We start from the raw sequence: 23,446 nt of genomic DNA, 5'->3' as shown, positions 1-23,446 counted from the left end.
AAAAAAATAATATAGAGTTATTATATTTTTCAGCTTTCTTTATTTGGTTGCTTTTTAATTTCATAGCTCAAACAAACTTAGTCTATAAATACCCTGAAATTTATCGTTTTCGAATAGTTGCTATGATAGTGTCTATTGTCATACTTCTGTTTAAACTACTATTAGAGAGACACTCGAGTAAGTTTCTGATATTCTTCTTTTCAGCTTTCTGCTTGGCTATAATTATCGGGATTACAACACATAAGCTTTTTGATGCCCTCACAATAATTTCAACAATCTTATTTATTATTTCTATAAACAATGTGAATTTTAGAAAAGTTTTGATTCTCTGGACAGTTTCGATAGTACTATTAATGATTTCTATATATGGTCTATTAAAGTTTGGCATTATTGAAAATACGCTGAGGGTTCAATTAGGAGGGCGATTCCGTTTTAGCCAAGGATACCAATATGTTACTCTCGGTGCTAATTATTTATTTCATCTGACTTTGGTATATCTATATTTAAGAAAAAGTAAAATCAGATTGTCAGAAATTTTATTGTTTGGAATACTGAATTATTATTTTTACGTTAATACTGATACGAAATCAGCTTTCTTTCTTTCAATTCTAGCATTAGTATTGGTGTACATATTCAAAAATAAAGTAGTTAGTCAAAAAATCCTGAATGCCATTGGTAAAATTACGTTGACTGCAGGGATTCTTATTCCTATCATTTTGACTTATTTTTATAACGCAAACAGTAAACTCTTTCAAATTTTAAACGTAGCTTTGACAGGAAGACTAAGTTTAGGACATAAGACACTATCTTTATATGGTGTACATATGTTTGGTCAAAGAATTGATTGGGAATTGCAACAAAGGGCTACGTCTGTTTTTGATAATTATTTATACGTTGATTCATCTTTTGTAAATATTTTGTTGCATTATGGAGTGATTCTACTAGTTGTTATTTGGTATAGTTTCTATCAACTAAATAAAAGAGGACACTTTAATACAGTTGAGATGCTTGTTTTTATTGTATTGATACTTCATTCAATGTTTGATCCACAATTTTTTGAATTAATGTACAATCCATTATTGTTATTGATGGGTATTTCTTGGAGTAAGTATAGGTATAATTATCAAGATGTTTAAAGTTTTTGTGTTATATGTATCCTTGGTTCTAAATTGAGGCTAGTTAAGTGATTTTTGTACCAAAAAAAGTTTAATCTATTTAACATCATCATTTTTGTACAGATTAATTTTCGCCGTTTATAATAGTAGTTAAGTGAGGAATATGCTCCCTATGAAGGTTCTTAAAAATTATGCATACAATCTTTCATATCAATTATTAGTAATTATTTTACCGATTATTACGACTCCATATGTTACCAGAGTATTTAGTTCTGATGATTTAGGAACTTATGGTTATTATAATTCTATTGTTACCTACTTTATCCTGTTGGCTACCTTGGGGGTAGCCAATTATGGTACAAAGGAAATTTCTGGTAATCGAAAAACAATTCGTAAAAATTTCTGGGGAATTTATACTTTACAACTTGGAGCAACCATCTTATCACTGACTCTCTATATTTTGCTTTGTCTCACTTTTTCGTTAATGCAAAACCCAGTAGCTTATATTTTAGGATTAAGTTTACTTTCTAAAGGTTTAGATATTTCTTGGCTATTCCAAGGTTTAGAGGATTTTCGAAAAATTACAGTCAGAAATATTACAGTGAAACTAGTTGGCGTCATTGCTATTTTTCTATTTATAAAATCAGATAGCGGCCTATATTTATATGTGTTCTTGCTTACCATTTTTGAATTGTTGGGACAATTAAGTATGTGGTTGCCGGCAAGAGAGTTTATTGGGAAACCGCACTTTGATTGGGAATATGCTAAGCAGCATTTGAAGCCAGTTGTCTTATTGTTTTTACCTCAGATTGCCATATCGCTCTATGTTACTTTGGATCGTACAATGCTAGGAGCTTTAGCTTCAACAAAAGATGTAGGAATCTATGATCAAGCATTGAAACTTGTCAATATTTTATTGACCCTAGTAACTTCATTGGGAAGTGTCATGTTACCACGAGTTTCAAATCTTTTATCATCAGGGGATCATAAAGCAGTTAATAAAATGCATGAGATGTCATTTCTAATTTATAATTTGGTTATTTTCCCCATTATGGCAGGTGTGTTAATTATAAACGATGATTTTGTTAACTTTTTTCTGGGAAAAGATTTTCAAGATGCACGCTATGCAATAGCTATTATGATTCTAAGAATGTTCTTTATTGGATGGACAAATATCATGGGGATTCAAATTTTGATTCCCCATAATAAAAATAGAGAGTTCATGCTTTCAACAACAATTCCTGCTATTGTTAGTGTCGGATTAAATCTTCTCTTGCTTCCAAAACTGGGCTATATAGGTGCAGCAATTGTATCTGTCTTAACAGAGTCGCTGGTTTGGGCTATACAGTTATTCTTTACTCGTTCTTATCTAAGAGAAGTTCCTATAATCGGATCAATGGCAAAAATTGTACTAGCATCTGCCATTATGTATGGCCTTTTGTTATGTTCAAAAACAGTTATACATTTTTCACCAACATCAAATGTTCTAGTATTTGCAATGTTTGGTGGAATCATTTATCTTTTTGCAATTCTATCTCTAAAAGTGGTAGATGTGAAAGAATTAAAACAAATTATTAGGAAAAACTAGAATGAGAAAAGTTCGAAATATCAACCTAGATTTACTAAAAGTGCTTGCCTGTGTTGGAGTTGTTTTACTTCATACAACAATGGGTGGATTTAAAGATACTGGTTCATGGAATCTTTTGACGTATTTATATTATTTGGGTACCTACTCTATTCCCTTGTTTTTTATGGTCAATGGTTATTTATTGTTAGGCAAGAGGGAAATAACTTCCCATTACATACTTCAGAAAGTCAAATGGATCCTAATAACAGTATCATCATGGAACATTATCGTTTGGCTCTTTAAAAGAGATTTTACAGTTAATCCAATTAAAAAAATTGTAGGCTCTCTGATACAAAAAGGGTATTTCTTTCAGTTTTGGTTTTTGGCGCATTGATACTGATTTATTTATGCTTGCCTATTTTGAGTAAATTTTTAAATTCAAAAAGAAGATATTTATACATTTTAGCTTTATTGATTGTTATTGGTTTTATGGTTGAATTGGCAAATATTTTCTTTCAGAGGCCTCTACAAACTCATGTTATGCAAACTTTTAGATTATGGACATGGTTTTTCTATTATATTTTAGGTGGTTATATAGCACAATTCAATGTAGATAATCTCAAATATAGATTTAAAAATTGGATGAAAATAGTTAGCATGCTTTTAGTATTGATATCACCAATTATATTGTTTTTCTTAGCAAAGAATACTTACCATAATCTTTTTGCTGAATATTTTTATGATATTCTATTCGTGAAATTTACAAGCTTAGGAATTTTCCTGATGGTATTAACACTATCTTTGAATGAAAATGGGAGCAAATGGATTGTTTCTCTATCTAATCAAACAATGGGTGTTTTTGTAATACACACCTATGTTATGAAGATATGGGAAAAATTAATTGCTTTCAGTTTTACAGGTGCATATTTGTGGTTTGCTATATTTACTTTGAGTATTAGTTTTATTGTCATTGGAATATTAATGAGAATCCCATATCTCAATCGAATCGTCAAATTATAAAAAGGAGAACAAGATGTACGATTATCTAATCGTTGGTGCTGGTTTGTCTGGAGCAATTTTTGCTTATGAAGCAACCAAGCGTGGAAAAAAAGTAAAAGTTATTGATAAACGTGACCACATTGGTGGGAATATCTATTGTGAGAATGTAGAAGGTGTTAATGTTCATAAATATGGTGCACATATCTTCCATACTTCTAATAAAAAAGTTTGGGATTATGTTAATCAATTTGCTGAGTTTAACAACTACATCAACTCGCCTGTGGCTAATTACAAGGGTAGCCTTTATAATCTACCTTTCAATATGAATACTTTCTATGCTATGTGGGGGACAAAAACTCCTCAAGAGGTCAAAGATAAGATTGCTGAGCAAACGGCTCACATGAAGGACGTTGAACCTAAAAACTTGGAAGAACAGGCTATCAAGTTGATCGGTCCAGATATTTATGAAAAGTTGATTAAAGGATATACTGAAAAGCAATGGGGACGTTCCGCGACTGACCTTCCACCGTTTATCATTAAACGTCTACCAGTTCGTTTGACTTTTGATAATAACTACTTCAATGACCGTTACCAAGGTATTCCAATTGGGGGGTATAACGTTATCATTGAAAATATGCTGAAAGATGTTGAAGTAGAACTTGGAGTTGACTTTTTTGCCAATCGTCAGGAATTAGAAGCTTCTGCTGAAAAAGTTGTCTTTACAGGGATGATTGACCAATACTTTGACTATAAACATGGTGAGTTAGAATACCGTAGTCTTCGTTTTGAGCATGAAGTTCTAGATGAAGAAAACTATCAAGGAAACGCAGTTGTAAACTATACAGAACGAGAAATTCCTTATACTCGTATTATTGAGCATAAACATTTTGAGTATGGTACGCAAGATAAAACGGTCATTACTCGTGAATACCCAGCAGATTGGAAACGAGGAGATGAACCTTATTATCCAATCAATGATGAGAGAAACAATGCTATGTTTGCTAAGTATCAAGAAGAAGCAGCGCAGAATGATAAGGTCATTTTCTGCGGACGTTTGGCCGATTATAAATACTACGACATGCATGTGGTCATTGAACGTGCCCTAAATGTTGTAGAGGAAGAGTTTAAATAAGATAACGAAGGATAAAGTTGATCGATGAAATATTATCTAAAAGAAGAATTTCTGAAGGATTCTGGTGCACGAAATGCGGGGAATAAGGCTCGAAATGATGTTGAAGAAATAGTAGTTCGTGAGGGCTATAGTCCTTTGTTATTGATGGTAGATGATTGGTATCAAATGGGGACTATTAGAGCCCAACGACATAAGGCCAAAGCTCTATCCAAAGCTATCTCTAAGTTGAAGGAAGGGGATCAGCTACTGATTCAATTTCCTATGCTTCATCATAGTTTCTTTACGACTCATTTAGTCAAAAGAATGCAACGTAAAGGAGTGAAGGTTCACTTTATTATCCATGACTTAGAAGTTTTGCGCTATGCTAATTTGGATACAGTACCCTTGAAGCATAAGATTCGTGTTCATCTTCAAGAGTCTAGTCTTTTGAAACAAGCTGATGGTCTTATTGCTCATAATCCAGTTATGAAATCAGTGCTTGTTGATAAGGGGATTTCTGAGAAAAAAATAGTTAGTTTAGGCATTTTTGACTATCTGATCCCGAATTATCAGGATAAAGAAGATTTATCGAAGGAAGGAGCTATTATTGTAGCTGGAAATTTAGCTCAAGAAAAAGCAGGTTACTTATATGAGTTACCTGCAAGACCGGCATATAACCTTTATGGTGTTGGTTTTGATGAGGCTAGAAAGCTATCCAATGAAACCTATTTTGGTTCATTTCTTCCAGATGAACTACCATCAGCATTAGAAGGAAGCTTTGGTTTGGTTTGGGATGGTGACAGTTCTAAAACTTGTATCGGAGTGTTTGGTGAGTATTTGAGATACAATAATTCCCACAAGGCCTCCCTTTATTTGGCTTCTGGTTTCCCTATTATTGTCTGGGGGCAATCTGCTTTGGCTAATTTCGTCTTAGAAAAAGAGTGTGGAATTAGTGTTGAGAGTTTACTTGACTTGGAAGAAGTATTGGACAATTTGTCTCAAGAAGAGTATCAGGATTTGGTCAAAAATGCTAAGGCCGTAGGTCAAAAAATTCGTGAGGGTTCTTATCTTCTTTCTGCATTGCAATCTTTAAAATAATGAATCTAAAAATGACTTAAATAGATGGATGAGGGAGTTACTGGATTCCCTCTTTTCTTATAGTTAAAAAGAGATTAAAAAAATGAAATAAGATTCGATAGTTGTCAGAAAATAACAACTAAACATGAAAATTCAGAAAAATATATTGACAATAGATTGCAAAGGGTCTATAATGGATAGAAAAACAAAGGAGAATACTATGAAAACAAGGAAAGTATTGGCTCTTGCGGGAGTCACTTTATTAGCAGCAGGTGTCTTAGCTGCTTGTTCTGGCTCAGGGTCTAGTGCAAAAGGTGAGAAAACTTTTTCTTATGTTTACGAAACAGATCCAGATAACCTGAACTACTTGACAACTGGTAAGGCAGCAACTACTGACATTACTAGTAATGTGATTGATGGATTGCTTGAAAATGACCGCTATGGTAACTTTGTGCCATCTATGGCTGAGGATTGGTCTGTATCTAAGGACGGCTTGACTTACACTTATACAATCCGTAAAGATGCCAAGTGGTACACATCTGAAGGAGAAGAGTATGCGTCTGTGAAAGCTCAAGACTTTGTAACAGGACTTAAGTATGCGACAGATAAGAAATCAGAAGCCCTTTACTTGGTACAGGATTCAATTAAAGGTTTGGATGCATACGCTAAAGGGGAAACTAAAGATTTCTCTCAAGTTGGGATTAAAGCGATTGACGATCAAACAGTTCAATACACTTTGAACAAACCTGAAAGTTTTTGGAATTCTAAAACAACAATGGGTGTCTTAGCACCAGTTAATGAAGAGTTTTTAAACTCTAAGGGAGATGATTTTGGGAAAGCAACAGATCCAAGCAGTATCCTTTATAACGGACCTTTCTTGTTGAAATCATTGGTCGCTAAATCTTCAGTAGAATTTGAAAAGAATCCAAACTACTGGGATAAGGACAATGTTCACATTGATAAGGTAAAACTTTCATTCTGGGATGGTCAAGATACAGGAAAACTTGCAGAAAACTTCAAAGATGGAAGCTTTACAATGGCTCGTCTCTTCCCGACAAGCGCAAGTTATCCTGAACTTGAAAAAGAGTTTAAAGACAACATCGTTTATACACCACAAGATTCTACTACTTATTTAGTAGGTACTAATATTGATCGCCAGTCTTATAAGTACACTTCTAAGACTACAGATGAACAAAAGACTTCAACCAAGAAAGCTCTTCTAAACAAAGATTTCCGTCAAGCTCTTGCCTTTGGTTTTGATAGAAAAGCCTATGCTTCTCAAGTGAATGGTGCGAATGGGGCAACTAAACTGCTTCGTAACTTGTTTGTTCCTCCTACATTTGTACAGGCAGATGGAAAGAACTTTGGCGAAATGGTCAAAGACAAATTGGTGACTTATGGTGACGAATGGAGCAACGTGAACTTGGATGATGCTCAGGATGGACTCTACAATCCTGAAAAAGCGATAGCAGAGTTTGCTAAAGCTAAGACAGCTCTCCAAGTAGAAGGCGTTCAATTCCCAATCCACTTGGATATGCCAGTTGACCAAACCAATACAACAAAAGTTCAACGTGTCCAATCTTTTAAACAATCACTTGAAGAAACATTAGGAACTGACAATGTCGTCATTGATATCCAACAACTTCAAAAAGATGAAGTTCTCAATGTTACCTACTTTGCTGAAACGGCTGCTGGACAAGATTGGGATGTCTCAGATAACGTTGGATGGGGACCAGACTACATTGACCCATCTACCTACCTTGATATTCTCAAACCATCTGTAGGGGAAAGTACAAAGACTTACCTAGGATTTGACTCTGGAACAAACAACGTTGCGGCTAAGCAAGTTGGTTTGGAAGACTACGAAAAAATGGTTGTGGAAGCTGGTGAAGAAGTGAATGACATTTCAAAACGTTATGAAAAATATGCTGCTGCCCAAGCTTGGTTGACCGACAGTGCCTTGCTAATCCCAACAACTTCTAAAACTGGTCGTCCAATGTTGTCTAAGATGGTACCATTCACACTTCCATTTGCTTATTCTGGAAACAAAGGAACAAGTGAAGCTCACTTGTATAAATACCTTGATGTACAAGATAAACCAGTAACAACAGAAGAATACCAAAAAGCCCAAGAAAAATGGATGAAAGAAAAAGAAGAGTCTAATAAAAAAGCTCAAGAAGAACTCGCAAAACATGTGAAGTAGATTTTAAACATCTATAGAAACAGAGTGATAGAGGATTTGGCATTCGATAGGAATGCTAAATCCTTTTTATTTTATGATAACTCCCTCTAAATGGCAGACTATGGTTTTGCCAAAATTAAGAAAAAATTAGCAATTTTCCTAGCTTTCCTATTGCTTTATCTGCCAATATTTGTTATATTAAAAGTGCAATTATTTTTTTATAAACGTTAAGCATTGCACTTTTCAGATAGAAAGGAGTATTTTTCGAACAAGAAATGTAAACGCTTACGAAGATTAGTGAAAGGAATCAGGAGTTAATGGATAAACGATTTTTTGAAAAACGATGTACATACAGCATTCGTAAATTTGCACTAGGTGCTGCTTCAGTTATGATTGGGGCTAGTTTTTTTGCTACTGCTCCAGTATTGGCTAACACACCAACAGTTGGCTCAACAGATAACTTGCCAAGTGAGCTGGCTGATTTGGATAAAAAAGCGAGCGATAATGGACGGGAGTTCGATAAAGAAGCTGCAGCAGCAAATCCAGGTTCTGCTGAAACAACGGATGGACCAAAAACTGAAGAAGAGTTACTAGCTCTTGAAAAGGAAAACAAAGAAACTACTGACAAGTTGCCGAAAGAATTAGAAGGTAAAGTTGAAAAAGCTACTGATAATGGTAAAGAGGTAAATAAAGATCAATTAGCCCAAGATACTGGTAGTCTAGTTCCTGAAGATGTTGCCAAAACAAAAAATGGAGAATTGAACTATGGCGCTACTGTTAAGATTAAGACTCCATCAGGAGAAGGTAGTGGTATTGTCATTGGTAAGGATCTTGTTTTGACTGTTTCTCACAACTTTATCAAGGATCAACAAGATGGAAATATCCGTAAAGTTGTGGATAATGATAAAGGAGATGGCGATATTTTTAGTATATCCTACCCTGGTTTAGATGATGTAAAATTTAGTAAAAAAGATGTGATTCACTGGGATAGAGATGGTTATCTAAAGGGCTATAAGAACGATTTGGCTCTTGTGAGATTGCGTACAGTTCTTGAAAATGCTCCTGTTGAAGTTACTGAAAAGCCAGTTGTTAAGAAAGTTGGGGATAAAGTCAATATGTTTGGCTATCCTGCTGGTAAGTTGGCGCCAGTTATTAACACTGCTGTGGATTTTGCTGAATCTTATGGTGAAGGTGTTCAAGGAGTTGGTTATCAAGGTGGACAACCAGGTGCTAGCGGTGGCGGTATCTTTGACACGGATGGTAAATTGATTGGGGTTCATCAAAATGGTGTGGTTGGAGTCCGTAGCGGAGGCATCCTTTTCTCTCCAGCTCAATTAAAATGGATTCAAGATCATATTAAGGGAATCTCTAGTTCAAAACCAGCGAATTTAGAGGAAACTGAAAAACCAGTTGAAGAAAAGCCAAAAGAAGAAAAACCAGCGACAGCTAAGCCAGAGACACCAAAGGAAGTCACTCCTGAATGGCAAACTGTAGCAAGAAAAGAACAACAAGGGACTGTTGCTATTCGTGAAGAAAATGGTGTTCGTTACAATAAGTTATCTTCAACAGATCAAAATGACAATGCCAGCAAACCAGCCTTGTTTGAAAAACAAGGATTGACTGTGGATGCAAATGGTAATGCGAATGTAGATCTCACTTTCAAAGAAGAATCTGAAACAGGCAAATCACGTTTTGGTGTTTTCTTGAAATTTAAAGATACAAATAATAATGTCTTTGTTGGATATGACAAAGAAGGTTGGTTCTGGGAATATAAGACACCAGGTAATAGCACATGGTATCAGGGTGGTCGTGTTGCAGCTCCAGTAAATGGCTCAGTGAATCATCTGACTATTAGCTTAAAATCAGATGGTCAGCTGAATGCAACAAATAATGATGTAAAACTTTTTGATACGGTTACTTTGCCAGCTGCTGTTAATGAAAATCTTAAAAATGAAAAGAAAATCCTACTTAAAGCTGGTACATATGGTACAGAAAAGACAGTTGTAAATATTAAGACTGACAATCAGGATGGAGTTCAAAATACTGAAGCTACTGCTGAAAAAGAAACTGGTGCGGTGGTAGATGATAGTAAAGTGACTTATGATACTATCCAGTCTAAAGTCCTAAAAGCAGTGATTGACCAAGCCTTTCCACGTGTCAAGGAATATACGCTAAATGGCCATACTTTACCAGGACAGGTTCAACAGTTCAACCAAGTATTTATCAATAACCACAGAATCACCCCTGAGGTTACTTATAAGAAAATTAATGAAACAACTGCAGAATATGAAATGAAACTCCGTGATGAGGCTAATCTTATCAATGCGGATATGACAGTTCGTCTGCAAGTTGTGGACAATCAATTACATTTTGATGTAACTAAAATTGTCAACCACAATCAAGTCACTCCAGGTCAAAAGATTGACGATGAAAGAAAATTACTCTCTACTATTAGTTTCCTCGGGAATGCTTTAGTATCTGTTTCTAGTGAGCAAGCTGGTGCTAAGTTTGATGGGGCAACTATGTCAAACAATACGCATGTCAGCGGGGATGATCATATTGAAGTAACCAATCCAATGAAGGATTTGGCTAAGGGTTACATGTATGGATTTGTTTCTACAGATAAGCTTGCTGCAGGTGTTTGGAGTAATTCTCAAAACAGTTACGGTGGTGGCTCTAATGACTGGACCCGTTTGACGGCTTATAAAGAAACCGTTGGAAATGCCAACTATGTCGGAATTCATAGTTCTGAGTGGCAATGGGAAAAAGCTTATAAGGGTATTGTCTTCCCAGAGTACACTAAAGAACTTCCAAGTGCTAAGGTTGTGATTACTGAAGATGCTAATGCGGATAAAAAAGTGGACTGGCAAGATGGTGCCATTGCTTATCGTAGTATCATGAACAACCCTCAAGGCTGGGAAAAAGTCAAGGATATCACAGCTTACCGTATCGCGATGAACTTTGGTTCTCAAGCACAAAATCCATTCCTTATGACCTTGGATGGTATCAAGAAGATCAATCTCCATACAGATGGTCTTGGACAAGGTGTTCTCCTCAAAGGTTATGGTAGTGAAGGTCATGACTCAGGCCATTTGAACTATGCTGATATTGGTAAACGTATTGGTGGTGTCGAAGACTTCAAGGCTTTGATTGAGAAAGCGAAGAAATATGGAGCTCATCTAGGTATCCACGTCAACGCTTCTGAAACTTATCCTGAGTCTAAATACTTTAACGAAAAGATTCTTCGTAAGAATCCAGATGGAAGCTACAGCTATGGTTGGAACTGGCTAGACCAAGGTATCAACATTGATGCTGCTTATGACTTGGCGCATGGTCGCTTAGATCGCTGGGAAGAATTGAAGAAAAAACTTGGTGAAGGTCTCGACTTTATCTATGTGGACGTTTGGGGCAATGGCCAATCAGGTGATAATGGTGCCTGGGCTACCCACGTTCTTGCTAAAGAAATTAACAAACAAGGCTGGCGCTTTGCAATCGAGTGGGGCCATGGTGGTGAATACGATTCTACCTTCCAACACTGGGCAGCTGACTTGACCTATGGTGGATACACTAATAAAGGTATCAACAGTGCCATCACGCGCTTTATCCGCAACCACCAAAAAGATTCTTGGGTTGGGGATTACAGAAGTTACGGTGGTGCAGCGAACTATCCACTTCTAGGTGGCTACAGCATGAAAGACTTTGAAGGTTGGCAAGGAAGAAGTGACTACAATGGCTATGTAACCAACTTATTTGCTCATGATGTCATGACCAAGTACTTCCAACACTTCACTGTAAGTAAATGGGAAAATGGTACACCAGTCACCATGTCTGATAACGGTAGCACTTATAAGTGGACTCCAGAAATGCGAGTGGAATTGGTAGATGCTGATAATAACAAAGTTGTTGTGACTCGTAAGTCAAATGATGTCAATAGCCCGCAATACCGTGAACGTACAGTGACTCTCAATGGACGTGTCATCCAAGATGGTTCAGCTTACTTGACTCCATGGAACTGGGATGCAAATGGTAAGAAACTTGCTAGTGATAAGGAAAAGATGTACTACTTCAATACGCAAGCTGGTGCAACAACTTGGACGCTTCCTAGCGATTGGGCAAAGAGTAAGGTTTATCTTTACAAGCTAACTGACCAAGGTAAGACAGAAGAGCAAGAATTAACTGTAAAAGATGGCAAGATTACCCTTGATCTTACTGCAAATCAACCATACGTTCTCTACCGTTCAAAACAAACCAATCCTGAAATGTCATGGAGCGAAGGCATGCACATCTATGACCAAGGATTTAACAGTGGAACTTTGAAACACTGGACTATTTCTGGTGATGTTTCTAAGGCAGAAATTGTCAAATCACAAGGCGCAAATGAAATGCTTCGTATCCAAGGCAATAAGAGCACAGTCAGCCTTACTCAGAAACTGACTGGCTTGAAACCAAATACTAAGTATGCCGTTTATGTCGGTGTTGATAATCGTAGTAATGCTAAGGCAAGTATCACAGTAAATACTGGTGAAAAAGAAGTGACTAGCTATACCAATAAGTCACTAGCTCTTAACTATGTCAAGGCCTATGCCCATAATACTCGTCGTGACAATGCTACAGTTGATGATACAAGTTACTTCCAAAACATGTATGCCTTCTTTACAACGGGTTCAGATGTATCAAATGTCACTCTTACTTTGAGTCGTGAAGCTGGTGATGAAGCAACTTACTTTGATGAAATTCGTACCTTTGAAAACAATTCAAGTATGTACGGAGATAATCATGATACAGGTAAAGGAACATTTAAACAAGACTTTGAAAATGTTGCTCAAGGGATTTTCCCATTTGTAATTGGTGGTATCGAAGGAGTTGAGGATAATCGCACTCACTTATCTGAAAAACATGATCCATATACACAACGTGATTGGAATGGTAAGAAAGTCGATGATGTTATCGAAGGAAATTGGTCATTGAAGACAAATGGACTAGTGAGCCGTCGTAACTTGGTTTACCAAACAATTCCTCAAAACTTCCGTTTTGAAGCTGGTAAGACTTATCGTGTAACCTTTGAATACGAAGCAGGATCTGACAATACCTACGCCTTTGTAGTCGGTAAGGGAGAATTCCAATCAGGACGTCGCGGTAATCAAGCAAGTAATTTGGAAATGCATGAACTACCAAATACTTGGACAGATTCTAAGAAAGCTAAGAAGGTAACCTTCCTCGTAACAGGTGCAGAAACAGGCGATACTTGGGTGGGTATCTACTCAACTGGTAACGCAAGCAATACTCGTGGAGATTCTGGTGGAAATGCGAACTTCCGTGGTTACAATGACTTCATCATGGATAAACTTCAAATCGAGGAAGTCACTCTAACTGGTAAGATGTTGACAGAAAATGCTCTGAAGAACTATTTGCCAACGGTTGCCATGACCAACTATACCAAGGAATCTATGGATGCCTTGAAGGAAGCTGTCTTTAACCTCAGTCAAGCAGATGATGACATTAGCGTGGAAGAAGCGCGTGCTGAGATTGCTAAGATTGACGCTCTGAAGAATGCCTTGGTACAAAAGAAAACAGCCTTGGTAGCAGAAGACTTTGAAAGTCTAAATGCTCCAGCGCAAGCGGGAGAAGATTTAGCAAATGCCTTTGATGGTAACTTATCAAGTCTATGGCATACGTCTTGGAATGGTGGAGATGTTGGTAAACCTGCAACTATGGTCTTGAAAGAAGCGACAGAAATCACTGGATTCCGTTATGTGCCACGTGGATCAGGATCAAATGGTAACTTGCGTGATGTGAAACTGGTTGTGACAGATGAGTATGGTAAAGAACATACTTTCACTGCAACTGATTGGCCAGATAACAACAAACCAAAAGACATTGACTTTGGTAAGACAATCAAGGCTAAGAAAATTGTTTTGACAGGTACTAAGACTTATGGAGACGGTGGTGATAGATATCAAGCCGCTGCTGAGTTGATCTTTAGTCGTCCACAGGTTGCAGAAACAACTCTTGATTTGTCAGGTTATGAAACAGCTTTATCAAAAGCTCAAAAATTAACCAGCAAAGAGAATCAAGAGGAGGTAGCAAGTGTAGTAGCTAGCATGAAATATGCTATGGATAATCATCTATTGACTGAAAGAATGGTTGCCTACTTTGCAGAATATCTCAACCAACTACAAGATCAGACTGTGAAACCAGATGCTCCTACAAGTAGCAAAGGTGAAGAAGCAGCACCAATTCTTGAAGTGCCTGAGTATAAAGGTCCGCTTGGAACAGCAGGTGAAGAGGCAGCACCAATTCTTGAAGTGCCTGAGTATAAAGGTCCGCTTGGAACAGCAGGTGAAGAAGCAGCACCAATTCTTGATGTACCTGAGTATAAAGGACCACTTGGAACAGCAGGTGAAGAAGCAGTTGTTAATGAAGTTCCAGAATACAAAGGTGGAGCCAATGCGGTAGAAGCAGCTGTCAATGAAGTTCCAGAATACAAAGGTGGAGCGAATGCAGTAGAGGCCTTGGTTCATGAATTACCTGAATATAAAGGTGGCGCTAATGCAGTAGAAGCAGCTGTCAATGAAGTTCCAGAATACAAAGGTGGAGTCAATGCAGTAGAAGCTTTGGTAAACGAAAAGCCAGCCTACACAGGACTATTGGCTACAGCAGGTGATCAAGCAGCACCAACTATTGAAAAACCTGAGTATCGGATTAGTCAATTGGGTCAAGGAAAACTTGCAGAATCTAAAACTTCAGTTTCAACAGAAGATCAGAAGAGATTGCCAGAAACAGGAGAAAGCCAATCTGATACAGCTATCTTCCTAGCAGGCATCAGTCTTGCCTTATCTGCTGCTGTCCTTGCAACAAAACGTAAAGAAAATTAAAGAAGACTGGATTTTAGAGTTTATCGGAACTAGAATTCAGACAGAAATAACTTAGTTGGAGAGAACCTCTAGGTTCTCTCCATTTTCAAATGGAAAATGAGACCGCTTACTGTAATAAGTGGGAGAAAGGAATAGGAGAAAGATGGATAGACATTTTTTTGAAAGACGTTGTCACTATAGTATTCGAAAATTTGCAATTGGTGCAGCCTCTGTATTGATAGGTGCTAGTATCTTTGGTGCAAATGTAGTGCAAGCTGCAGAGACAGTTGGAACACCTGAGAAAGAAGGAACAATTACACAAGCTCAGCCACTAGATAAGTTGCCGGACGATTTAGCAGCTGTTTTAAAGAAAGCTGAATCAGAAGCGACGGCAGATGCAGGTCATGAAGAAAATCATGAAAATACTGCAGGAACAAGTCCTGCAGCAACTGAAGAAACAAGCCCAGCAACAAGTCCAACAGCTCCCAAACCAGCTGAGACTCTGAAGCCGGTTGAAACACCAAAAGCAGATTCTAAACCTGTAGAACCAGCTACACCTACAATCAAACCAGTTGAAAAGCAAATTGAAGATAGAGAAGATCGTAACCACTTAGAAGGTGTTACTGTTCAAGTAAACGACTCAGAAACTGGTACTCCTTATACTGCTGACAAGGCAGTGGACGGTAATCCTGATACTCGCTGGGCAACAAATCAAAATATTGACAAACCAACTTTCGAATTAACTCTTCCCAAGACTACACTTATTAGACATGTGGAAATTGATTGGGATCGCCGTGTCCGTAAGGGACAAAATGATCCAAATATCAAATCTTGGAGCCTCTACTATGCAGGTCAAGATGATGTAAATGCTAGTGGAGAAAAACAATGGAAGCTAGCTCATACCAAGACTGGAGAACCTGTTTTAGATGAGAAAGTTGACTTAGCCAATAGTATTCAAGCTAAATATCTCAAGTTAGAAATCAATGACTATCAAGCGGGCACAATGGGCTGGAGAAACGTTGGTATTCAAGAAATTCGAGCTTATTCGAATATCCCTGATCCAACTAAAGTGACAGATATTCGCCAAGTTACGGAATTGACAGTCGCTAAGGATGGACAATCTTTAGTACTTCCAACTTTACCAGGAAAAGTCAGTCTTATCGGTAGCAACAAACAAGGTGTGATTGACCTTCAAAATCACATTTATAAGCCTCTGACTGATCAACGCGTTAAGGTTATGGTAGAGCAAATTAAAGATTCACATACCTTTACTAAAGAATTTGAAGTAGTCATCAAGGGGCTACATCAGGACGAAGGTGTGGGTGTCAAACCCAAAGTAGCACCAGCTGTTCAACAATGGTATGGGAAAGAAGGTCAATCTTCTATCGCGTCAGATACAGTTCTTGCGACAGGAGATTCAGGCTTTGATCAGGCAGCAACCTTCTACCAGTCAGACCTTGCAAGCCGTGGATTGGAACTTGCGACAGGTGACAAGCAGGCTCAAAAACGAATTGAATTTAAAAAAGTTGAAAATAAGGGTTATGGTAAGGAAGGTTATGGAATCACTATCCAAGATGGTGTCATTACCATCGAAGCTGCAACAAACACAGGAGCCTTCTACGCCACTCGTACTCTTCTTCAAATGGGGGAAAGCAATTTCCAAAATGGAGAAATTCGTGATTTCCCAAGCTTCAGTCACCGTGGCTTTATGCTAGATACAGGTCGTAAATTTATTCCTTATGACACCCTTGTAGACATCATGCTCAATATGGCTTACTACAAGATGAACGACTTGCAGTTGCACCTCAACGATAACTATATCTTCCTAAAGGAACACTTGGCAGGTAAGAATCTAACACAAGAAGAAGAGCTTAAGTATGTTCTAGAACATGCTAAGACAGGTTTCCGTGTAGAGACAGATATTGTCGGTAAGAATGGTCAAAAATTAACATCAGACGAGCACTATACTAAAGAAGAGATGCAAAATCTGATTAAACTTGCTAAGGCCTTGCATATCAATCTAGTTCCAGAAATTGACACGCCAGGTCATGCTCTGTCATTTGTCAAAGTTCGTCCAGACCTCATGTATCAAGGTAGCCTGAGCGATTACAGAGGTAAACATAACGTAGAGCGCGTAGCTATGCTCGATCTAGATAATAAATACGATGAAACGCTGGCTTTTGTCAAATCAGTTTATGATAAACTTCTTGATGGTCCAGATGCACCACTTCATGGGGTATCTACTGTTCATATCGGAACGGATGAATACTACGGAAGTAGAGAAAGCTATCGTCGTTATGTCAATGACCTTATTAAATACATTAAAGGGAAAGGCTATACACCTCGTATTTGGGGATCGCTCAGTGCGAAACGAGGTAAAACAGCGGTTGATTGGAAAGATGTAGAAGTTGATATCTGGAGTATTGGCTGGCAGCAACCAAAAGAAGCTATTGCTCAGGGAGCTAAGATTATCAACATAACAGATATTCCAACCTATAGTGTACCAAATGGTGATAATCGTCAAACAGCTTATGGTGACTATGCTAACTATGAAACACAATATAATAGGTGGACACCAAATGATTTCCGAACAGGTCATGGTCCACTTCTAGAAGCATCCAATCCAAATGTAATTGGTGGTGGCCACGCAGTTTGGAATGACAATATTGATCTTCATGAGACAGGTTTGACATCTTATGATATCTTTAAACGCTTCTTTAAGAGCATGCAAACAACTGCAGAACGCACTTGGGGATCTGACCGTGCGGCTGCGACCTTTGCAGAACGTACCCTACCAACGAGCCCTTATGCACCACAGTCAAATCCTGAAAAAGAGATTGATCAAAGTGATTTGTTTACTATCAATCCTGAAACAGTGAAGAACTATGCAAGCAAGAAGGTGAAGACAAGCGAGCAAGGATTGGCTTTTGAGAAAGATAGCAGTATTGAAGGCCTGGCAGGTGATGTTGGTCCAAGTCATGTCTTGAAGTTTGATGTAACTGTCACTGGAGACGGTGAACAAACCTTCTCAACAAGTGGAGACAACCGTATCTATCTAGCTGATAAAGACGGCTATCTTGCTTATCAATTTGAACAGTTCCATATCCAGTTCAAGAAAAAACTTGAAAAGAATAAACGTTATCAAATCTCTATCGTGACCAAACCACAATCAACGGAATTCTATGTGGATGGTGAGAAGATTGAACGTATCGCAAATCCAGCTCACCCTCGCTTTGCTCACAATAGCTTGGTTCTACCGCTTGAAAGCATCGGTGGGTTCAAAGGGATTTTACATAGTGCAGAGTTGTCAGATAAACCATTTGTAAATCCTCGTTTGATTCCAACAGATCATTTCACAGTTTCTGCAACTAGTCAAGAAACACCAGGAACAGCGACTGAAGGAGTTGTTGAAAAAGCCTTTGACAATGATCCAAATACCTTTTGGCATACTAAATGGACTGGTGATACTGCTCCGTACACTCTTTCTATGACCTTGAAAGAAGCAGAAAAAGTCAATGGTTTGACTTATCTTCCTCGGCCAGGTGGTGGAAATGGGGTCGTGACTCGCTACGAAATCTACGCACAAAAAGATGGCCAAATGGTCAAGGTTTCAGAAGGAAGCTGGGACAACAACGCTCAAGAAAAAACAGTTAACTTTGCAGCGGTTCATACCAACAAGATTGAGTTGAAAGTTCTATCAGGTGTTGGGGGCTTTGCAAGTGCAGCTGAAGTTCATCTATTGAAACCTATCAAAGAGGGACAAGAAACACCAGAACCAGAACAACCATCTACACCTGAAACTCCAAAAGTCGAGCAAACAGGTGATGGAACAGTTGAACTGGCGGATCAATTCACAGCAAGCAAACCAGCTAGCGAAGATAGTATTGCAGCTTCCAGCAAGAGCGCAGATTATCTCAAGAAAGAGTACAAGGTTTTCCCAACTCCACAAAAAGTGACTTATGGAGAAGGAGTCACAGCTCTTCGTAAGCAAGTCAATCTGGTAATGGGAGATCAACTCGATGTCTATACTCGTAATCGCTTGAAGAGTGTCTTACAGGACAATCAAGTATCCTATACTACTAGTCAATCAGCAGTTGCTGGCGCAACTAATATCTATCTTGGAGTACATGGACGAGGAACACAAGCAGAACAAAACTTATCTAACGTTTCAGCAGGTCTCTTTGATAAGATTGATGCCTATGCTTTGACCATCAAGGACAATTCAATTTCCATCGTAGGAAAAGACACAGATGCAGTCTTCTATGGTTTGACAACTTTGAAACATATGCTCAAGGAAAGTCAAGTTCCAGTTCTTCGCAATGTGACAGTGGAAGATTACGCTGAAATCAAGAACCGTGGTTTCATCGAAGGTTACTATGGAAATCCATGGTCTAATGCAGATCGTGCTGAACTCATGCGTTTTGGTGGCGATTTGAAATTGACCCAATACTTCTTCGCACCGAAAGATGATCCATACCACAACAAGAAATGGCGTGAACTTTACCCAGAAGAAAAACTAGCTGAAATTCGTGAACTTGCTCGCGTCGGAAATCAAAGTAAAACTCGCTATGTTTGGACCATTCATCCATTCATGAACAACCGTATCCGCTTTGGTAATGAAGCGCATTACCAAGAAGACTTGGCAACCATCAAGGCTAAATTTACCCAGTTGATGAAAGTGGGTGTCCGTGAATTTGGTATTCTAGCCGATGATGCACCAAGCCCAGTTGGAGGCTACAATAGCTACAACCGCTTGATGCAGGATATGACCAACTGGTTGACAGAAATGCAAGGAACTTATAGCGGTCTTCGCAAAGAAATGATCTTTGTTCCAGGTCAGTATTGGGGTAATGGGCGTGAAGCAGAGTTGAAATCTCTAAATGAAAATCTCCCAAGTTCAACATCTATGACCTTGACGGGTGGTAAGATTTGGGGTGAAGTTTCTGAAGGTTTCTTATCAACTCTCAAGAACAATCTAACTGCAGGTGGTAAAACTTATCGTCCAGTATCACTTTGGGTGAACTGGCCAGTTACAGATAACTCTAAACAACACTTGATTCTAGGTGGTGGTGAGAAATTCCTTCATCCGAATGTAGATCCAAGCTTGCTATCCGGTATCATGTTGAACCCAATGCAACAGTCTGAACCATCTAAGATTGCCCTCTTCGCTGGAGCTCAGTATACATGGAAACAGTGGAAATCAGAAGAAGAAGCTAAGAAACTCAATGACATTGCCTTCAACTTTGTTGAAAATGGTCATTTTGAAGATAGCAAGGTGTCAGCAGCCTTCCGCGAACTCGGTAAGCATATGATCAACCAAAACATGGATGGTCGTGTCGTTAAACTAGAAGAATCAGTTGAATTGGCTCCAAAATTAACAGACTTCATGACTAAGCTCAAAGCGGGTCAGGATGTAACTGCAGAACGTGCAACTTTGCGTGCAGAATTTGCCAAGATTAAAGAAGCGGCTGAACTTTATAAAGCATCAGGTGATAAAAAAATGGTTGCACAGATCCACTATTGGTTGGATAATGCAATCGACCAAATGAACGCCCTTGATGCCTTCCTAACAGGAACAGAGGCTATGGCTACAAATGATGCAGCCAAACTTTGGGATAGCTACTATAAAGGTTTGAAATTGTACGAACAGTCTCAAACTCATACCTTCCATTATGTAGACCATCTTGAAAAGGCTGAATTGGGTGTTCAACATATCCGTCCATTTATCCTAGCTTTGAAAGAAGTTCTAGCGTCTGAAGTTCAAAAAGTCTTGCATCCAGATCAAATCATCAGCACCTTTATTACCAATCGAACAGGTGTAGAAGGTGGTTTGGCAGAAGTAACGGATGGTGACTTGGCAACTCATGCTTTGATTAAATCACCAAATAGTATCAAGACAGGTGATTATATCGGTATGAAATTTAACAAACCGGTAGATATCCAAACCTTGACCTTTGCTATGGGAACTCAGGCAAATCCACGTGATACCTTTAGTAAGGCTGAAGTGCAGTATCAAGATGAAAAAGATAATTGGGTAAGTTTGAAAGAACCAACTTATGTTGGTAATGAGTCACTTGTTCAGTTTGAAAATCTTAACATCAAAGCTAAAGCAGTACGTATGATTGCTACAGAAGATCGTGATGACACCTGGTTTGCAGTTCGCGAGATTGCAGTAAATCGTCCAGTAGAGAACGCTCGTAAACAACAAACTGCTACAATTAGCCTCAGCTCAAATCTAGTTTATAAATTGAGAACATCAGCAAGTCAAATTACTGATGGTAAAGATAATACAGAAGCTATGATGGCAAATGCTGACGGCAGCAATACGACTCCAGTAGATGCCTGGGCACAACTTGACCTAGGTGAAGTCAAGTCAGTCACTAAAGTTCGTCTTCGTCAAGGAACTGGTGATAAACTTGCCGCAGGTGTACTTGAGTACTCTACAGATGGATCTGCATGGCAAGAGTTAGATCGCCTATCAGGAGAACAAACTAAGGAAGTGTCTAGAGCTATCAATGCTCGATACATCCGAGTACGCAATACTAAGGCAAGTGACCTTTGGTGGCGTATTCAGGACTTCTCTGTTGAGACACGTTCTGGAAATAGCGACTTAACAGATACCAACGTGGATGCCTTAAAGGAAACACCAGTAGTGGATAGCTTGGGCAGTTACGAGCTTCAGATTCCAGCTGGAACTAAACTTCCTGCAAATAGCTATCTAGGAATGAAACTTGACCGTATCCATCAAGTTAAAAGCATCCAGCTCCAAGGTCAAACAAATCCAGCACTCAGTCTAGAGTATTCTGCAAATGCTCAAGAATGGACACCAGCTAGCCAGTTGACAGACAGAACTGTCGCAACCCACTTGGTACGTTATGTTCGTCTTGTTAATAAAACAGACCAAGAACAGGCTGTTCCATCAACTTCTCTCCTTGTAACGACTAAAGAAGTGCAACCAACCAAACTAGAATCTACAACTATGGGCATTCATCCAACATATGGAAGTAATGATGTTCGTAAGATTAATAACCTAGATCAATTGTTTGATGGTGTGTACAACAACTTCGTTGAGTTTTCAGACTATGCCCATAAAGATGGCCATGTAACCTTGAAACTTGGTAGTGAACGAACGATTAAGAAGATCAGAGCCTACATCCAAGATGGAACTCAAAACTATCTTCGTGATGGTAAAATCCAAGTCAGCCAAGACGGTAAAACTTGGACGGATGTTGTGACAGTGGGAGATGGTGTAGTCAATAGTACACACGATGATTCATTGACAGATGGTTGGACACATGATTCTAAGATGCCAGGAAATCGTTACATCGAGGGTGAATTGACGACACCAGTCAAAGCCAACTATCTTCGTGTCCTCTATACAGCTGACTATGATGCTCGTTTTGTAGGATTTACAGAATTGGTGATCAATGATGGCGAATTTGTCAAACCAATCAATGATCCAACTGTAGAAGGAAACGGTGGCGAAAGCCGAGGTAACTTCTATACTAATCTCGTAGATGGAAAAGTTTTGACTAGCTACAAAGCAGAACAAGATAGGGGTGAAATGGTTTACCACTTGTCAGAACCAACCAATGCCAACCATCTACGCCTTGTTTCAAGCCTTCCTGAAGGAGCGAAAGCACGAGTTCAAGCGAGAACACTTAAGGATGGACAAGAAAGTTGGACAGATCTTGGTGCCATTACATCTAGTCTCCAAACCTTTGCTATCCGAAATGGTGGTTCTCTTCTAGATGTTAAACTGGTCTGGGAAGGTGGCAAGGCTGAGTTTTATGAATTAGCGAGCTTCTATCAAGAATTGACAGAAGAACCTGTTCAATCAAGCAAGGGTGAAGAACCAGCACCAGTGCTTGAGGTACCTGAATTTACAGGTGGTGTAAATGCAGTTGAAGCTTTGGTACATGAGTTACCAGCCTACACAGGTCCATTATCAACCGTAGGTGACCAAGTTGCACCGACAGTAGAGAAACCAGAGTTTCAGGGTGGTGTCAACTCAGTTATGGCTTTGAAACATGAACTACCAGAGTACACAGGCCCAGTAGCAACAGTAGGCGACCAAGCCGCTCCAACAGTAGAGAAACCAGAGTTCAAGGGTGGAGTCAACTCAGTTATGGCCTTGAAACACGAACTACCAGAGTACACAGGGCCATTGTCAAGCGTGGGCGATCAACCAGCTCCGACAGTAGAGAAACCAGAGTTCAAGGGTGGAGTTAACTCCGTTATGGCCTTGAAACATGAGCTACCAGCCTACACAGGTCCATTATCAACCGTAGGTGACCAACCAGCTCCGACAGTAGAAAAACCAGAATTTAAGCTAAGTTCGTTAGAAAAAGCTCAGACTCCAGAAGCACCAGTTCAAGTTGCCAAGGAAGACAAGAGATTGCCAGAGACTGGTGAAAAACAGTCAGAAACAGCTATTTTCTTGGCAAGCGTTGGACTAGCCTTATCTGCTATCTTTGTAGCAAAAAGCAAAAAAGATTAGTTGTGTATGACAATTAAACTCTCTCTTAACAGTATTCTAAA

7 protein-coding genes and 1 pseudogene are annotated in these 23,446 nt (G+C 38.8%); all 8 read left to right on the top strand.

The window, feature by feature from the left end:
- The first annotated feature begins 11 nt into the window (after nucleotides 1-11).
- The 8 genes and pseudogenes from DXN33_RS08915 (at nucleotide 12) to DXN33_RS08880 (ending at nucleotide 23,405) form a co-directional block, all read left to right on the top strand.
- Complete coding sequence (locus tag DXN33_RS08915; RefSeq protein WP_115904905.1) at nucleotides 12-1,136, top strand: oligosaccharide repeat unit polymerase; 1,125 nt, start codon at nucleotides 12-14, stop codon at nucleotides 1,134-1,136.
- Nucleotides 1,137-1,287: 151 nt separating this feature from the next.
- Complete coding sequence (locus tag DXN33_RS08910; protein WP_115904901.1) at nucleotides 1,288-2,703, top strand: flippase; 1,416 nt, start codon at nucleotides 1,288-1,290, stop codon at nucleotides 2,701-2,703.
- 1 nt (nucleotide 2,704) lies between these two features.
- A pseudogene (locus DXN33_RS08905) lies at nucleotides 2,705-3,702 on the top strand (acyltransferase).
- A 13-nt stretch (nucleotides 3,703-3,715) separates the two neighbouring features.
- Entirely contained in the window at nucleotides 3,716-4,813 is a 1,098-nt protein-coding gene (gene glf / locus DXN33_RS08900) for a UDP-galactopyranose mutase (protein WP_049510085.1), read from the top strand.
- Nucleotides 4,814-4,837: 24 nt separating this feature from the next.
- The gene (locus tag DXN33_RS08895) at nucleotides 4,838-5,890 is read left to right on the top strand and encodes a sugar transferase (protein ID WP_115904900.1); all 1,053 of its coding nucleotides are present in this window, start codon (nucleotides 4,838-4,840) and stop codon (nucleotides 5,888-5,890) included.
- A 199-nt stretch (nucleotides 5,891-6,089) separates the two neighbouring features.
- Nucleotides 6,090-8,072, top strand: a complete 1,983-nt coding sequence (locus DXN33_RS08890) for a peptide ABC transporter substrate-binding protein (RefSeq protein ID WP_115904899.1) — start codon at nucleotides 6,090-6,092, stop codon at nucleotides 8,070-8,072.
- 296 nt (nucleotides 8,073-8,368) lie between these two features.
- Entirely contained in the window at nucleotides 8,369-14,926 is a 6,558-nt protein-coding gene (locus DXN33_RS08885; RefSeq protein WP_115904898.1) for a SpGH101 family endo-alpha-N-acetylgalactosaminidase, read from the top strand.
- A 142-nt stretch (nucleotides 14,927-15,068) separates the two neighbouring features.
- Nucleotides 15,069-23,405, top strand: coding sequence for an SIALI-17 repeat-containing surface protein (locus DXN33_RS08880; RefSeq protein WP_115904897.1), 8,337 nt, complete (start codon nucleotides 15,069-15,071; stop codon nucleotides 23,403-23,405).
- The last annotated feature ends 41 nt before the right edge of the window (nucleotides 23,406-23,446 follow it).

The organism is Streptococcus sp. NM, from assembly GCF_003390135.1.
GTDB lineage: Bacteria > Bacillota > Bacilli > Lactobacillales > Streptococcaceae > Streptococcus.
The sequence above is the reverse complement of the archived record's forward strand: the minus strand, read 5'-3'. Positions and strand labels throughout refer to the sequence as shown.

Excerpts from the sequence above, each read along its gene's own strand:
- DXN33_RS08910 (WP_115904901.1), top strand. The coding sequence starts at position 1,288 with ATGAAGGTTCTTAAAAATTATGCATACAATCTTTCATATCAATTATTA.
- glf (WP_049510085.1), top strand. The coding sequence starts at position 3,716 with ATGTACGATTATCTAATCGTTGGTGCTGGTTTGTCTGGAGCAATTTTT.
- DXN33_RS08895 (WP_115904900.1), top strand. The coding sequence starts at position 4,838 with ATGAAATATTATCTAAAAGAAGAATTTCTGAAGGATTCTGGTGCACGA.
- DXN33_RS08890 (WP_115904899.1), top strand. The coding sequence starts at position 6,090 with ATGAAAACAAGGAAAGTATTGGCTCTTGCGGGAGTCACTTTATTAGCA.
- DXN33_RS08885 (WP_115904898.1), top strand. The coding sequence starts at position 8,369 with ATGGATAAACGATTTTTTGAAAAACGATGTACATACAGCATTCGTAAA.
- DXN33_RS08880 (WP_115904897.1), top strand. The coding sequence starts at position 15,069 with ATGGATAGACATTTTTTTGAAAGACGTTGTCACTATAGTATTCGAAAA.